This window comes from Pseudomonas sp. DR48, assembly GCF_019823085.1.
Lineage (GTDB): Bacteria > Pseudomonadota > Gammaproteobacteria > Pseudomonadales > Pseudomonadaceae > Aquipseudomonas.
On the sequence record NZ_CP081946.1, the window covers coordinates 6,235,648 to 6,248,760 of the forward strand.

The 13,113-nt window shown below is 59.1% G+C and carries 12 protein-coding genes; 7 read left to right on the forward strand and 5 right to left on the reverse strand.

The window, feature by feature from the left end; genetic code table 11:
* The first annotated feature begins 191 nt into the window (after positions 1-191).
* The 4 genes from K5K95_RS28075 (at position 192) to K5K95_RS28090 (ending at position 4,579) form a co-directional block, all read left to right on the forward strand.
* Complete coding sequence (locus K5K95_RS28075) at positions 192-1,157, forward strand: 2-hydroxyacid dehydrogenase (RefSeq protein WP_222587107.1); 966 nt, start codon at positions 192-194, stop codon at positions 1,155-1,157.
* Positions 1,158-1,300: 143 nt separating this feature from the next.
* Positions 1,301-2,368, forward strand: a complete 1,068-nt coding sequence (locus K5K95_RS28080) for a phosphotransferase family protein (RefSeq protein ID WP_222587108.1) — start codon at positions 1,301-1,303, stop codon at positions 2,366-2,368.
* A 44-nt stretch (positions 2,369-2,412) separates the two neighbouring features.
* On the forward strand, positions 2,413-3,180 hold the full coding sequence (locus K5K95_RS28085; RefSeq protein WP_090184721.1) for an SDR family oxidoreductase: 768 nt from the start codon (positions 2,413-2,415) through the stop codon (positions 3,178-3,180).
* 283 nt (positions 3,181-3,463) lie between these two features.
* The gene (locus K5K95_RS28090) at positions 3,464-4,579 is read left to right on the forward strand and encodes a Gfo/Idh/MocA family protein (RefSeq protein ID WP_222587109.1); all 1,116 of its coding nucleotides are present in this window, start codon (positions 3,464-3,466) and stop codon (positions 4,577-4,579) included.
* 55 nt (positions 4,580-4,634) lie between these two features.
* On the opposite strand, the gene K5K95_RS28095 is transcribed toward K5K95_RS28090, so the two are convergent.
* The 3 genes from K5K95_RS28095 to K5K95_RS28105 all read right to left on the reverse strand — a co-directional run bounded on the left by K5K95_RS28095 (position 4,635) and on the right by K5K95_RS28105 (position 6,976).
* Entirely contained in the window at positions 4,635-4,856 is a 222-nt protein-coding gene (locus tag K5K95_RS28095; protein ID WP_222587110.1) for a hypothetical protein, read from the reverse strand.
* 173 nt (positions 4,857-5,029) lie between these two features.
* Entirely contained in the window at positions 5,030-5,278 is a 249-nt protein-coding gene (locus K5K95_RS28100; protein ID WP_222587111.1) for a DUF1652 domain-containing protein, read from the reverse strand.
* A 201-nt stretch (positions 5,279-5,479) separates the two neighbouring features.
* Positions 5,480-6,976, reverse strand: coding sequence for a helix-turn-helix transcriptional regulator (locus tag K5K95_RS28105; protein WP_222587112.1), 1,497 nt, complete (start codon positions 6,974-6,976; stop codon positions 5,480-5,482).
* Between the two features lie 187 nt (positions 6,977-7,163).
* Here K5K95_RS28105 and K5K95_RS28110 point away from each other — a divergent pair, with 187 nt between their 5' ends.
* Positions 7,164-7,601: a YeeE/YedE family protein gene (locus K5K95_RS28110; RefSeq protein WP_409999742.1), complete on the forward strand. Its 438-nt coding sequence runs from the start codon at positions 7,164-7,166 to the stop codon at positions 7,599-7,601.
* A complete protein-coding gene (locus K5K95_RS33295) occupies positions 7,598-8,239 on the forward strand; it encodes a DUF6691 family protein (RefSeq protein ID WP_261398090.1) in 642 nt (213 codons plus the stop codon). The genes K5K95_RS28110 and K5K95_RS33295 overlap by 4 nt, the downstream gene beginning before the upstream one ends.
* Here K5K95_RS33295 and K5K95_RS28120 read toward each other — a convergent pair.
* Positions 8,121-9,404, reverse strand: a complete 1,284-nt coding sequence (locus K5K95_RS28120) for a Zn-dependent hydrolase (protein ID WP_222587114.1) — start codon at positions 9,402-9,404, stop codon at positions 8,121-8,123. The two genes, K5K95_RS33295 and K5K95_RS28120, sit on opposite strands and share 119 nt — an antisense overlap.
* A gap of 166 nt (positions 9,405-9,570) precedes the next feature.
* Entirely contained in the window at positions 9,571-11,055 is a 1,485-nt protein-coding gene (locus tag K5K95_RS28125; protein WP_222587115.1) for an NCS1 family nucleobase:cation symporter-1, read from the reverse strand.
* A gap of 553 nt (positions 11,056-11,608) precedes the next feature.
* On the opposite strand from K5K95_RS28125, the gene hydA reads away from it, so the two are divergent.
* Complete coding sequence (gene hydA / locus K5K95_RS28130; protein WP_222587116.1) at positions 11,609-13,048, forward strand: dihydropyrimidinase; 1,440 nt, start codon at positions 11,609-11,611, stop codon at positions 13,046-13,048.
* Positions 13,049-13,113 lie beyond the last annotated feature (65 nt).

Below are 13,113 nucleotides of genomic sequence, written 5' to 3' on the forward strand. Positions count from 1 at the left end.
GCTCCAGCACCACCCGCGCAGACGCGTCGCCCGATGAAATTCTCGACGCAGCCCGGACATTTTTGACATCGCAAGGATCAACGGTGCCATCAATCGCGTGTGCAATCCCCGGCCGTTGCTAAACTCCTCTGGAATCAGCAATCTGAAGCAACATTCTAGAACCGACATTCCGATGCCTACAGGAGCCCAGCATGCCTGCAACCGTTCTGGTACTGGTTGAAACCATCAACGATTATCTGCCGATTCTCGAGCATCAGGGTTTCCACCTGATCCTCGCCCCGACACCTGCCGAACGTGCAGAAGCTATCACTCGGCATAGCGGTCAGATCGATGCCGTGCTGACCCGCGGCCCCTTGGGCCTGTATGCCGATGAAATCGCCGCGCTACCCAACCTCAAGATCATCTGCGTGATCGGCGCCGGTTACGAACACGTCGACCTGCAAGCCGCCGCCGACCGGGACATCACCGTAACCAATGGCGCCGGCGTCAATGCCTCCTCGGTTGCCGACCATGCCATGGCGATGTTGCTCTCGCTGGTGCGCGACATTCCCCGTTGCGACGCTGCCGTGCGCCGTGGGGAGTGGCCGAAGATCATGCGCCCGTCCCTGGCCGGCAAGCGCCTGGGAATTCTCGGCCTGGGCGCCGTGGGCATGGCCATCGCCAAGCGTGCCAGCGCCGGCTTCGACATGACCGTCAGTTACCACAATCGCCAGCATCGCAGCGACGTTCCCTATGCCTTCTGCTCGACGCCAACCGAACTGGCGCGCGCCTCGGACTTTCTGATCGTCGCCACACCCGGCGGGTTGGGCACCAAACACTTGATCAACAAGCAAGTACTCGACGCCCTGGGCCCCAAAGGCTTTGTCGTGAACATTGCCCGGGCCTCCGTGATCGCCACCGCCGACCTGATCAGCGCACTGGAACAACGACGCATCGCCGGTGCCGCACTGGATGTGTTCGATGCCGAGCCGCAAGTGCCCGATGCCTTGAAAACGCTGGCTAATGTGATCCTGACGCCCCACGTCGCGGGATTGTCCCCGGAGGCGACTCAAGGGACTGTTGAACTGGTGGGGAAAAACCTGGTGGCCTTCTTCTCCGGTCATCCGGTGCTGACGCCCATTACCTTGCCGTCAGCATTGAGCAGCTTGGAGCTTTGAAGCCATTCAAACGGGTGTATCAAATACAATGATTGCCCGGCAACACGCTCACCTATAAGGCCCGATGATGGTTGTGGGGGCCGGGTGCGCGCATTAGATTAGCCAATAATCGCAGGCCTCCAGAATAAGCAGAAGGGATAAGCATGGCGCTTACTGACCAGTCCACCCGTATCCGCTCCGGCGAAGAACTTGATGCCAGCCTGATCGATCCGTACCTCAAGGCCCACATTCCGGGTCTGAGCGGTTTACCCCGGATCAGCCAGTTCCCCGGCGGCGCGTCGAACCTGACCTACTTGCTGGAATACCCGGAACAGGAGTTCGTCCTGCGCCGCCCGCCGTTTGGCCACAAAGCCAAATCCGCCCATGATATGGGCCGTGAATTCCGCATCCTCAATCAACTGCGCGACGGCTTTCCGTATTGCCCGAAAGCCTATGTGCATTGCACCGACGAATCGGTGATCGGCGCCGAATTCTATGTGATGGAGCGAGTCAAGGGGATCATCCTGCGCTCCGAACTGCCTCCGGAACTGGGCCTGGATTCGGCGAAAACCGAAGCCTTGTGCAAGAGCTTCATCGACAAGTTCGTTGAACTGCACCGCGTCGATTACAACGCCTATGGCCTGGGCGACCTCGGCAGGCCCGAAGGCTACGTGGCACGGCAAATCAAGGGCTGGAGCGATCGCTACGAAAAAGCGCTGACCCCGGACGCGCCAAAGTGGGAAGCGGTCAAGGCGTGGCTGAACGACAAAATGCCGGCCGATCACCCGACCTCAAGCATCGTCCATAACGACTATCGCTTCGACAACGTGATCCTCGACCCGAACAACCCGATGCAGATCATCGGCGTGCTCGATTGGGAACTGACCACCCTTGGCGACCCGCTGATGGACCTGGGCAACACCCTCGCCTACTGGATCGAAGCCGACGACCCGGCACCGGTGCAACTGATGCGACGCCAGCCCAGCCACGCCCCGGGCATGCTGACCCGACGCGAGTTCGTTGATTACTACGCCGAGCGTTCAGGCATCCAGATCGACAACTTCGATTTCTACTACACCTATGGCCTGTTCCGCCTCGCCGGCATCGTGCAACAGATCTACTACCGCTTCTTCCATGGTCAGACCCAGGACAAACGCTTCGCGCAGTTCATTCACATGAACAAACTGCTGGAGCAAATGAGCCTGCAAGTCATCCAGAAATCCAGCCTTTGATTACGCGCCTGGCCCAATAACAAGACTTTTCATAAGAGAATCCCATGTCCAAGACTCAGTTGTTCGACCTCGACGGCAAGATCGCTTTCGTCTCCGGCGCCAGCCGTGGCATCGGTGAAGCCATCGCCAAGCTCCTGGCCCAGCAAGGCGCCCACGTCATCGTCTCGAGCCGCAAACTCGACGGCTGCCAACACGTGGCCGACGCCATCATCGCCGCCGGCGGCAAAGCCACCGCAGTGGCCTGCCACATTGGTGAAATGGAACAGATCAGCCAGGTCTTTGCCGGCATCCGCGAACAGTTCGGGCGCCTGGACATCCTGGTCAACAACGCGGCAACCAACCCGCAGTTCTGCAACGTACTGGACACCGACCTCAGTGCCTTCCAGAAAACCGTCGACGTGAACATTCGCGGTTACTTCTTCATGTCGGTCGAAGCCGGCAAACTGATGCGCGAACATGGCGGCGGCAGCATCATCAACGTCGCGTCGATCAACGGCATCTCGCCGGGCATCTTCCAGGGCATCTACTCGGTGACCAAAGCGGCAGTGATCAACATGACCAAAGTGTTCGCCAAGGAATGCGCGCAATTCGGCATTCGCTGCAACGCGCTGCTGCCTGGTCTGACTGACACCAAGTTCGCTTCGGCGCTGGTGAAGAACGAAGCCATCTTGAACACCGCGCTGCAGCAGATCCCGCTCAAGCGTGTGGCGGATCCGAGCGAAATGGCCGGCGCCGTGTTGTACCTGGCAAGCGATGCGTCCAGCTACACCACCGGGGTTTCGCTGAATGTGGATGGCGGGTTCTTGTCCTGATCCGTTTCACCGGATGAACAAAAGGCAGCCTTGGCTGCCTTTTCTATTTCCCGCGGACCTACACCCCCCAATGTAGGAGCTGTCGAGTGAAACGAGGCTGCGATCTTTTGCTCTTCGGCGGTCTGAAGTCGTCAGAAGATCAAGATCAAAAGATTGCAGCCTCGTTTCACTCGACAGCTCCTACAGGAGGATGACAAAAGTATTTTTGTTCTATTATTTGCATTATGAGAATTTATATTCCATAAATAGCCTTCTCGAAAATAAGATCCAGAAGGCCCCAGCTATGCGCGAACTCGGTATCGGACTCATCGGCACAGGTTTCATGGGCCGTGCCCACGCCTTGGCGTTTCGTAACGTCAGCGCCGTCTTCGAACTTCCCCTGAAGCTCAGGCTTGCAGCCCTCGCCGATGCCGATCCGCAGCGCGCCCGGAACTGTGCGCAGGCCTGGGGCTTTGAAACGGCTCACTCCGACTGGCAACAGTTGATCGATGACCCGAAGGTCAATCTCGTCGCCATCACCACGCCCAATCATCTCCACTACCCCATGGCCATGGCCGCCCTCGCCGCCGGCAAAGCGGTGTATTGCGAAAAGCCTTTGGCGGTGAATCTGGAGCAAGCCGCCGCCATGCGCCAGGCGGCCAAAGCGGCAGGAGTGGTGACGCGGGTGGGTTACAACTATCAGCACAACCCGATCATCGAGCTGGCGCGATCGTTGATCGACAGCGGCAAGCTGGGGCAGATCATCAGTTTTGAGGGAGAGTTCAGCGAGGATTTCATGGCTGACCCCGCTTCACCCTGGTCGTGGCGTTGCGATGCCGGTCATGCGGGCGGCGCGCTGGCGGACCTGGGCAGCCATTTGCTGGCGATGGCGCGTTATCTGGTGGGTGACGTCGAGGCAGTTTGTGCGAGCACTCAAACCGTGCACCGGCAGCGCCCTGCTACGGCCGGCAGTCAGGAACAACGGTCCATTGCGGTCGATGACCACGTCCATGCGCTGCTGCGATTCGCCAATGGCGCACAAGGGACGTTCAGCAGCAGTTGGCTTAAGCAAGGCTACAAGAATCACCTGAGTTTCGAGATCAGCGGTACCGCAGGCACGCTGGCATTCGATCAGGAGCGCTTGAACGAATTACGCCTGTATCGCAGCGGCCAGGACGGTTTCCAGCGTTTGCTGGCAGGGCCTGACCTGCCAGGTTACGCAGCATTCAGCCCGGCGGCGGGTCACCAACTGGGTTACAACGAATTGAAGACCCTGGAAGTGCATGACCTGGTGTTGGCCCTTGCCGGCCTTTCCCAAGGGGGCACTGACTTTGAGCAAGCCTGGGAAGTCGAACGACTGGCGACAGCGATTCGCTTGGCTGCGAACGAGTCAAGGTGGGTCGCAATAGAAGAAGTTTGAGGCACGCCACGGGCGATCCGTCGCCCATGGCTTGAAAGAGGCTTTCGCCGGGGTCTTACTGGGTGACGCAACGGGTCAGCGTGGTCGTGCGGGTGACTTGTGCATCAACCCGTGCATCGCCTTGTACATCGGTTTTATCCGTGGTTTCACAGGTGCGTTGTGGAATCGGCGGCGGAGCGGCTGGCGGTGGAGGCGGCGGACTGGCGCAACCGCCGAGAATCGCCACGCAGAAGGCGAGCGACAGAGGCGAAAAAACACATTTCCCAAAACTGTTCATAGGTGGACTCGCGGTCAGTAATCGACACTTTCCGCGACCCGACGACAACACCGCGAACCCGCGGACCGGTCACAGAAAATTATACCCTCGCATTTCTTATAGCCCAGTCACCCGTCAATGCCAGCAAATAAGCCACGTTGGCCCTATTCAAAGCACAAAAACGACAGTCTCCATTACCCCCTGTCCGAGCGATGCAAGCTGTTACTTTCAAGTTCATAGCGCAATTCTTCAACCAACGCCTGAATCGCCTGGGGTGTTCCAAGGTTCGTGACCTTCAGTCCGCTGACCACGAGGTCGACCTGCCCCGAGACGGGATGATAAAGCTTCACCGTCACCGAGTTATCGCCCGAAACACTGCACTCACAGGCCCGAGGAGAAAACTGCTGCTCCAGTTGCGCGCGCAGTTGCGCTATATGAATCATTACGACTCACCCTTGGGTTGGCTGACTATCCCGTCGACTGCAATGGTGTGGTATTGGGGAAGCATGCGACTGTTCCTTTATCTGTCTCATAGAAGATGCGGCACAGGTCAAAAAAAGCCCATGTCGCACCCTCACAGATTAAGAATACCCGGCGCTCGCCAAAACATTCATTTGCACCGTCCGACCTAGTGCATTTGCACCTTATCGCTGGGGCTTGGATCGCCATTCGCTGGCGAACAATCCCCGTTCCCGCGCCCACACAATTGCCTCGCTGCGGCTGTGCACGTCGAGTTTGGAATACACCGTCGACACATGATTACGCACAGTATTGGGTGCCAGTTTCAGGCGCGCGGCGATTTCCTTGTCGGCCAGGCCTTCGCAGATCAGCTCGAGTACATCGCGCTCCCGGGCGGTCAGGTCGGTGAAGGACACGTTGGGCAACTGCGGCGAGTTGACGCTCTTCACATTGGCCAGCTTTTCAATGAGTGTCCGGCTGAACCAGGAGGCGTCTTTCATCACCTCTTCAATCGCCGCCACCAACTCAAGTTCAGTGCGTTTACGTTCGGTGATGTCCATCAACACCAATAGGTAGCAGGGATTGTCCTGAATGTTGACCATGTCGGCCGACACCGCGCAGTCGAGCAATTGCGTGTCTTTCCTGCGGATCCTGACATCGACCCGGTCCAGGCTTCCGGTCTTCTCCAGCACCGCAAACAGCCGGGAGCGAGCGGCCTTGTCATCGATAAAATCGATCTCCGCGACGGTTTTGCCGAGGACATCTTCACTGCTGTACACGAGGGTATCCAGGAAGGCTTCGTTGACATCAATCACCACCTGGTCCTGTGCGTTGCAGACCAGGGTCGGCACCGGCATCAAGCGAAACGCTTTGGCAAAGCGCTCCTCACTCTGACGCAAGGCAATTTCGACCTTATGCCGTGGGTCCATGTCGACGAAGGAAAACAGCATGCAGTCTTCTTCGTGCAGCTCCAGCGGTTGCCCGGCGACGATCACCTGCTTGCTGCCACCTCCCGCGACTTTCAGCTCGGCTTGCATCTGCGGAATCGTGGCGTGCTCGCGCAGTCGTTGAATTGCCAGGTCTTTCTTTTCGGCACCTTCCAGGATGTCCAGTTCATACGTCGATACGCCGATCACCTGATCACGGGTATAGCCGGTCATCTCCAGAAAACCGGAATTGACCTTGATGTAACGCAAGTCACTGAGACGACAGATCACTGCCGGCGCGGGATTGGCGTTGAAGGTCTTTTCGAACCGCTGCTCGGCGCTGGCCCATTCGGTGACGTCATCCATGATCAGCACCAGCGACTCCGGTTCCCCGGCGCTGTCGGCCAACACCATGCTGCGCACGTTGTGCACCCAGGTGCGCTCTTCGTCGTCGACCGGCGTCACTTCTACCAGCACATCACTGAAGGTCTCGCCCTTGGCGACGCGGCTGATCGGGTAGTTTTCCGGCGGCACCGGGTGATTGTTGCGATAGCGCAAGGCGAAACGCTTCGCATACGCCTTGGCATTCTCTCCCAACTCGCCGATCCGACTGACGCCGTGCATGGCCAGCGCGGCGTCATTGGCCCAAAGGATGGTCTGGTCGAGTTCCAGCAGAATCACCCCGTCGGACAACCCGGCGATGATTTGCTGCAACTGTCGGCGATTGGTTTCGGTGGTCAGGACGTCCTGGCTCATTGGATCTCCACGCTTGCGGCGGCGCATTCGCGCCAGTCTGTGAAGATTACGACCGCACGGTGATGGGATAGTGCAGCGAACAATTCCCGCCTTGCGCCATAGCGCGTGACACACCCGCCAAGTCAGCCCCTGCTCAAACAACAAAGTGTTTTAATACGCTTTATGACCTGTCAGGAGAGTTGCCGTGATGCTGGATACGATGCATTTCACCCCGTGGTCCGCGTTGGCGGGCGGCGCGTTGATCGGCTTGGCGGCCAGCCTGCTGGTGGTGGCCAATGGACGGGTGGCCGGGATCAGCGGTTTGCTCGGCAGCCTGATGTCCCCGACGGATTCGGGTCGTGGTGAAAAAGCCTTGTTCATCCTCGGGCTGCTCGCCGCGCCACTGGTGTGGGCGTTGTTTCAGGCGTGGCCGGCCATTGAATTCAAGACCGGTGCCGTGGGGCTGGTCGTTGCTGGATTGTGCGTCGGGATCGGCACCCGCTATGGCTCGGGATGCACCAGCGGCCATGGTGTGTGTGGCATTTCCCGGCTGTCACCGCGCTCTATCGTCGCGACGTTGTGTTTCATGTTCGCAGGGTTTGTGACGGTGTTTGTGCTGCGTCATTTGTTGGGGTTTGGAGCATGAAAAAACTGACGGCTTTTGTCGCCGGGCTGTTGTTCGGCATCGGCCTGTTGCTGGCAGGCATGGCCAATCCGGCCAAGGTTTTGGGATTTCTCGATATCGCCGGTGCGTGGGATCCGTCACTGGCGCTGGTGATGGTCGCGGCCATTGCAGTGGCCTGGATGCCGTTCCATTGGGCGATGAAACACCCCACGTCGTTGCTGGGGGCGCCGATGCAATTGCCGGTCAGTCGTGAACTGGATCGACGGTTGATCGGAGGCAGTCTGTTGTTCGGGGTTGGTTGGGGCATTGCCGGCATCTGCCCCGGGCCTGCGCTGGTGTTGTTGCCGACCGGGCACTGGCAAGCATGGGTGTTCGTGATCGCCATGCTGGCGGGCATGGGTGTTCGTGATCGCCATGCTGGCGGGCATGTTGATCTTCAAGGCATTGCAGGCGCGCCGTTAAGTCAGAGCAAGCTTAACCCTGGAGAGACCGTAGCTTTCGCGGCGCAGGCCTTGCAGAAAGCTACGATCGTTGCGGCGCTCAGGCCACTATGTGTCCGCTGGCAATCGCCGCCGATGCCGCCAGCATCGCCCGCAACAACACCGCACACCCCGCCGCCAGATCATCCGGCGCAGCATTTTCGATTTCGTTGTGGCTGATGCCGCCTTCGCACGGCACGAAGATCATTCCGGCCGGGCCGAGCTCGGCGAGGAAGATCGCGTCGTGCCCTGCTCCGCTGACGATGTCCATGTTCGACAACCCCAAGCCTTGCGCCGCATTGCGTACGGCTTCGACGCAGCCCTTGTCGAAGTACAGCGGCGGAAAATCGGCGGTTGGGGTCAGTTCGTAGGTCAGGCCGTGTTCCTCGCAGGTGGTTTCGATGACTTCGCGGACTTCGGCGATCATCGAATCCAGGCGTGCCGGTTCCAGATGACGGAAATCCAGGGTCATGCGCACTTCGCCGGGAATGACGTTACGTGAGCCGGGATAGGCTTGCAGGCAACCGACGGTGCCGCAGGCATGGGGTTGATGGCCGAGGGCGGCACGGTTGACGGCGCCGACGATCACCGAGGCGCCAACCAGGGCGTCTTTGCGCAGGTGCATCGGGGTCGGGCCGGCATGCGCTTCGACGCCACGCAGTTTCAGGTCGAACCATTTCTGGCCCAGGGCGCCCATCACCACGCCGATGGTCTTGCGTTCGTCTTCAAGGATCGGCCCCTGCTCGATGTGGGCTTCGAAATAAGCGCCGACGGCATGGCCACTGACCGGGCGTGGGCCTGCGTAGCCGATGGCGTTCAGCGCCTCACCGACCGTGACGCCATCGGCATCGACCTTGGCCAGGGTTTCTTCCAGGGTAAATTTTTCCGCGAATACGCCGGAGCCCATCATGCATGGAGCGAAACGCGAGCCTTCTTCGTTGGTCCAGACCACCACTTCCAGCGGCGCTTCGGTTTCCACGCCAAGGTCGTTGAGGGTGCGCAGCACTTCAACGCCGGCCAGGACGCCGAAACACCCGTCGAACTTGCCGCCGGTGGGCTGAGTGTCGATGTGGCTGCCGGTCATCACCGGTGGCAGGTTCGGGTTACGGCCCGGGCGGCGAGCGAAGATGTTGCCGACGGCATCGATGCTGACGGTGCAGCCCGCCTCTTCGCACCAGCGCACGAAAATATCCCGGGCCTGGCGGTCGAGGTCAGTCAGGGCGAGTCGACAGACGCCGCCCTTGACCGTCGCACCGAGCTTGGCGAGTTCCATGAGCGACTGCCATAAACGGTCGCGATTGATGTGCTGATGGGTGGATTGCAGAACGTCTACCGCTGCGTTCATGGTGATCTCCTCAGGCAGTTCTTATGGATTTCTTCAGGTATTTCATCGGTGAATTCGAGGCCGTCTTCGCGGGCAAGCCCGCTCCCACAGTGAATCGGGTGTACACAGCATTTGTGTACGACCTCAATCCCTGTGGGAGCGGGCTTGCCCGCGAAGAGGCCATCCACTACACCGCAGATTTCGCGACTGATGGACTGGGCCGCATCGAGCACAGGCCGTAATAAATCAGCCCGCCCAGCGCCGAGCCGGTAAACCAGCCATAGCTGTAAAACCAGCTGAATGCATCGCTGCCCAGCGACAGCAGCGTCAACGCCACCGGCACGCCAAACGCGATAAAACCGAACCAGTTCCAGGCCGGGTACACGTCATCGCGATACAGCCCGGCCAGGTCCAACTGCTGTTTCTTGATCAGGAAATAGTCGACCACCATGATTCCGGCGATGGGCCCCAACAGGCTTGAATAACCCAGCAGCCAGTTCGAATACACCGTTTCCAGGCTCACGTCAGAAACAATCAGCCCAAGCTTTTTCAGCAACTCATGACCCATCAGCAACAGCCCGACCAAACCGGTCAGCAACACCGCTTTCGTGCGGTTGATGAGTTTGGGCGCGACGTTCTGGAAATCGTTGGTCGGCGAGACAATGTTTGCCGCGGTGTTGGTCGACAGCGTGGCAATGATGATCAACGCCATCGCCAGCGCGACCCAGACCGGGCTCTGGATATGGCCGATCAGCGTCACCGGGTCGGAAACCGTCACCCCCACCAGTTTCACCGAGGCGGCGGTCATCACCACGCCCAGCGAGGCGAACAGGAACATGGTCAGCGGCAGACCGATGATCTGGCCGACAATCTGGTCCTTTTGGCTTTTCGCGTACCGGCTGAAGTCCGGAATGTTCAGGGACAAGGTGGCCCAGAACCCGACCATGGCGGTCAACCCGGCGGCGAAGTAACTGACCACGCTGGCACCTTCCGGACGCTTGGCCGGGATGGCCATCAGCTCGGTCATCGACACGTTCGGCATGGCCCAGACCAGCAGCCCCACACCGACCAGCACCAATATGGGTGCAGACAGGGTTTCAAGCCACTTGATCGAATCGGCACCGCGTATCACCACCCACAAGTTCAGCGCCCAGAAGATCATGAAACCAATGACTTCACCGGTGCCGCCCAGGGATTTCCAGCCCTCGAACACCGAGCCGAGGAACAGGTGGATCGCCAGGCCGCCGAACATTGTCTGGATGCCGAACCAGCCACACGCCACCAAGGCGCGAATCAGACACGGAACGTTGGAGCCAAGGACGCCGAAGGACGAACGCAGCAACACCGGAAACGGAATACCGTATTTGGTGCCGGGAAAGGCGTTCAAGGTCAGGGGGATCAACACGATGATGTTGGCAAACAGAATCGCCAACAGCGCCTCGCCAACGCTCAGGCCGAAATACGCGGTGAGCACGCCACCTAGGGTGTAGGTCGGAACGCAGATCGCCATGCCGACCCACAGCGCGGTGATGTGCCATTTGTTCCAGGTTCGTTCGCGCACCTTGGTCGGTGCCATGTCGTGGTTGTAACGGGGACTGTCGAGGACATCGCTGCCGGCTTCGAGCTCGAACAAGCCGTCGCGCTCGGTCACTTGCGATCTGATCTGTTGCATGGCCGCTCCACTGTTCTTTGAATTATTTTTTGCTCATCGGGGGCTGTGGGCATCAATAAGCGTGCCGGGCACCCCTTTTGCGCATCGGGCAGTTCCATAAAAACGTTGCAACTAACTGATGTTGATCAGTTTTATTTATATACCCAGTGAGTCCTCGGTTGGTGGCGTGTTCACTCAGGCCGAATGACACGCAAGTTGTCCGAACAGTCAGGACTCAATGTGGTGCATCTCACTTTTTTTCAGCTGTTGCGCATCAACCATAGACCATACTCAAGCAGCTGATTTCACATAAGAAATCTTGTCTATTTTTAGAACCTGTCAAGTGCGTCAAAATGGTGAACGACCTCACCATTTTGGTGATTTCATTATTTAATCGTTAATTATCAATTACTTAAAACAGCTATAAGCTTATAAAAAATATTCTTGCTGATTCCATAAACTCGGACTAGCTTCTATTCCTGACAGCACTGACAGGAATACACCTGTTTGTGCACGCTTCATATAAAACATTTAGAACCGGCATCAGTCGGTCATTGCCTGCGAGGAACTCGGAATGTCTCTGTTGATCCGTGGCGCCACCGTTATTACCCATGATGAAAGTTATCGCGCCGACGTCTATTGCGCCGACGGCGTGATCAAAGCCATCGGCGAGAATCTTGATGTTCCGGCGGGTGCCGAAGTGCTCGACGGCAGCGGCCAGTACTTGATGCCCGGCGGCATCGATCCGCACACGCACATGCAGTTGCCCTTCATGGGCACGGTGGCCAGCGAAGACTTCTTCAGCGGCACGGCGGCTGGACTGGCCGGCGGCACCACCTCGATCATCGATTTCGTGATTCCCAATCCGCAGCAATCGCTGCTGGAAGCGTTTCACCAGTGGCGCGGCTGGGCCGAGAAGTCGGCGTCGGATTATGGTTTCCACGTCGCGATCACCTGGTGGAGCGAACAGGTTCGCGAGGAAATGGCCGAGCTGGTAAGCCAGCACGGCGTTAACAGCTTCAAGCATTTCATGGCCTACAAGAACGCGATCATGGCAGCCGATGACACCCTGGTGGCGAGCTTCGAGCGCTGCCTGGAACTGGGCGCCGTACCTACCGTGCACGCGGAAAACGGCGAACTGGTGTATCACCTGCAACGCAAGTTGATGGCCCAAGGCATCACCGGACCAGAAGCGCATCCATTGTCACGACCGTCGCAGGTGGAAGGCGAAGCCGCGAGCCGGGCGATCCGCATTGCCGAAACCCTGGGCACGCCGCTGTACCTGGTGCATGTCTCGACCAAGGAAGCCCTCGACGAAATCACCTACGCCCGCAGCAAGGGCCAGCAAGTCTATGGCGAAGTCCTGGCCGGGCATCTGCTGCTGGACGACAGCGTCTATCAGCACCCGGACTGGCAGACCGCTGCCGGTTACGTGATGAGCCCGCCCTTCCGTCCTCGCGGCCACCAGGAAGCACTGTGGCATGGGTTGCAATCAGGCAACCTGCACACCACCGCCACCGACCATTGCTGTTTCTGCGCCGAGCAAAAAGCCGCCGGTCGCGATGACTTCAGCAAAATCCCCAATGGCACCGCCGGTATCGAAGACCGCATGGCCGTGCTGTGGGATGAAGGGGTGAACACCGGGCGCTTGTCGATGCAGCATTTCGTTGCGCTGACCTCCACCAACACCGCGAAGATCTTCAACCTCTACCCGCGCAAAGGCGCGATTCGCGTCGGCTCCGATGCGGACCTGGTGCTGTGGGACCCGCAAGGTACGCGCACCATCTCGGCCAAGACCCATCACCAGCAGGTCGACTTCAACATCTTTGAAGGCAAGACCGTGCACGGCGTGCCGAGTCATACCGTGAGCCAGGGCCGAGTGGTCTGGGCCGACGGTGATCTGCGCGCCGAGCGCGGGGCCGGACGGTATGTCGAACGGCCGGCGTATCCGGCGGTGTTTGATTTGCTCAGCAAGCGGGCTGAGTGGAGCAGGCCCGTTGCCGTGAAACGCTGAACCCCCGATCGTTCCCACGCGCAGCAAAGGAATGCAGCCCGGGACGCTCTGCGTCCCAGAGGGGA

What these genes read in the sequence shown, in the direction of transcription:
- K5K95_RS28075 (WP_222587107.1), top strand. Translation starts at nt 192, where the DNA reads ATGCCTGCAACCGTTCTGGTACTGGTTGAAACCATCAACGATTATCTG.
- K5K95_RS28080 (WP_222587108.1), top strand. Translation starts at nt 1,301, where the DNA reads ATGGCGCTTACTGACCAGTCCACCCGTATCCGCTCCGGCGAAGAACTT.
- K5K95_RS28085 (WP_090184721.1), top strand. Translation starts at nt 2,413, where the DNA reads ATGTCCAAGACTCAGTTGTTCGACCTCGACGGCAAGATCGCTTTCGTC.
- K5K95_RS28090 (WP_222587109.1), top strand. Translation starts at nt 3,464, where the DNA reads ATGCGCGAACTCGGTATCGGACTCATCGGCACAGGTTTCATGGGCCGT.
- K5K95_RS28095 (WP_222587110.1), bottom strand. Translation starts at nt 4,856, where the DNA reads ATGAACAGTTTTGGGAAATGTGTTTTTTCGCCTCTGTCGCTCGCCTTC.
- K5K95_RS28100 (WP_222587111.1), bottom strand. Translation starts at nt 5,278, where the DNA reads ATGATTCATATAGCGCAACTGCGCGCGCAACTGGAGCAGCAGTTTTCT.
- K5K95_RS28105 (WP_222587112.1), bottom strand. Translation starts at nt 6,976, where the DNA reads ATGAGCCAGGACGTCCTGACCACCGAAACCAATCGCCGACAGTTGCAG.
- K5K95_RS28110 (WP_409999742.1), top strand. Translation starts at nt 7,164, where the DNA reads ATGCTGGATACGATGCATTTCACCCCGTGGTCCGCGTTGGCGGGCGGC.
- K5K95_RS33295 (WP_261398090.1), top strand. Translation starts at nt 7,598, where the DNA reads ATGAAAAAACTGACGGCTTTTGTCGCCGGGCTGTTGTTCGGCATCGGC.
- K5K95_RS28120 (WP_222587114.1), bottom strand. Translation starts at nt 9,404, where the DNA reads ATGAACGCAGCGGTAGACGTTCTGCAATCCACCCATCAGCACATCAAT.
- K5K95_RS28125 (WP_222587115.1), bottom strand. Translation starts at nt 11,055, where the DNA reads ATGCAACAGATCAGATCGCAAGTGACCGAGCGCGACGGCTTGTTCGAG.
- hydA (WP_222587116.1), top strand. Translation starts at nt 11,609, where the DNA reads ATGTCTCTGTTGATCCGTGGCGCCACCGTTATTACCCATGATGAAAGT.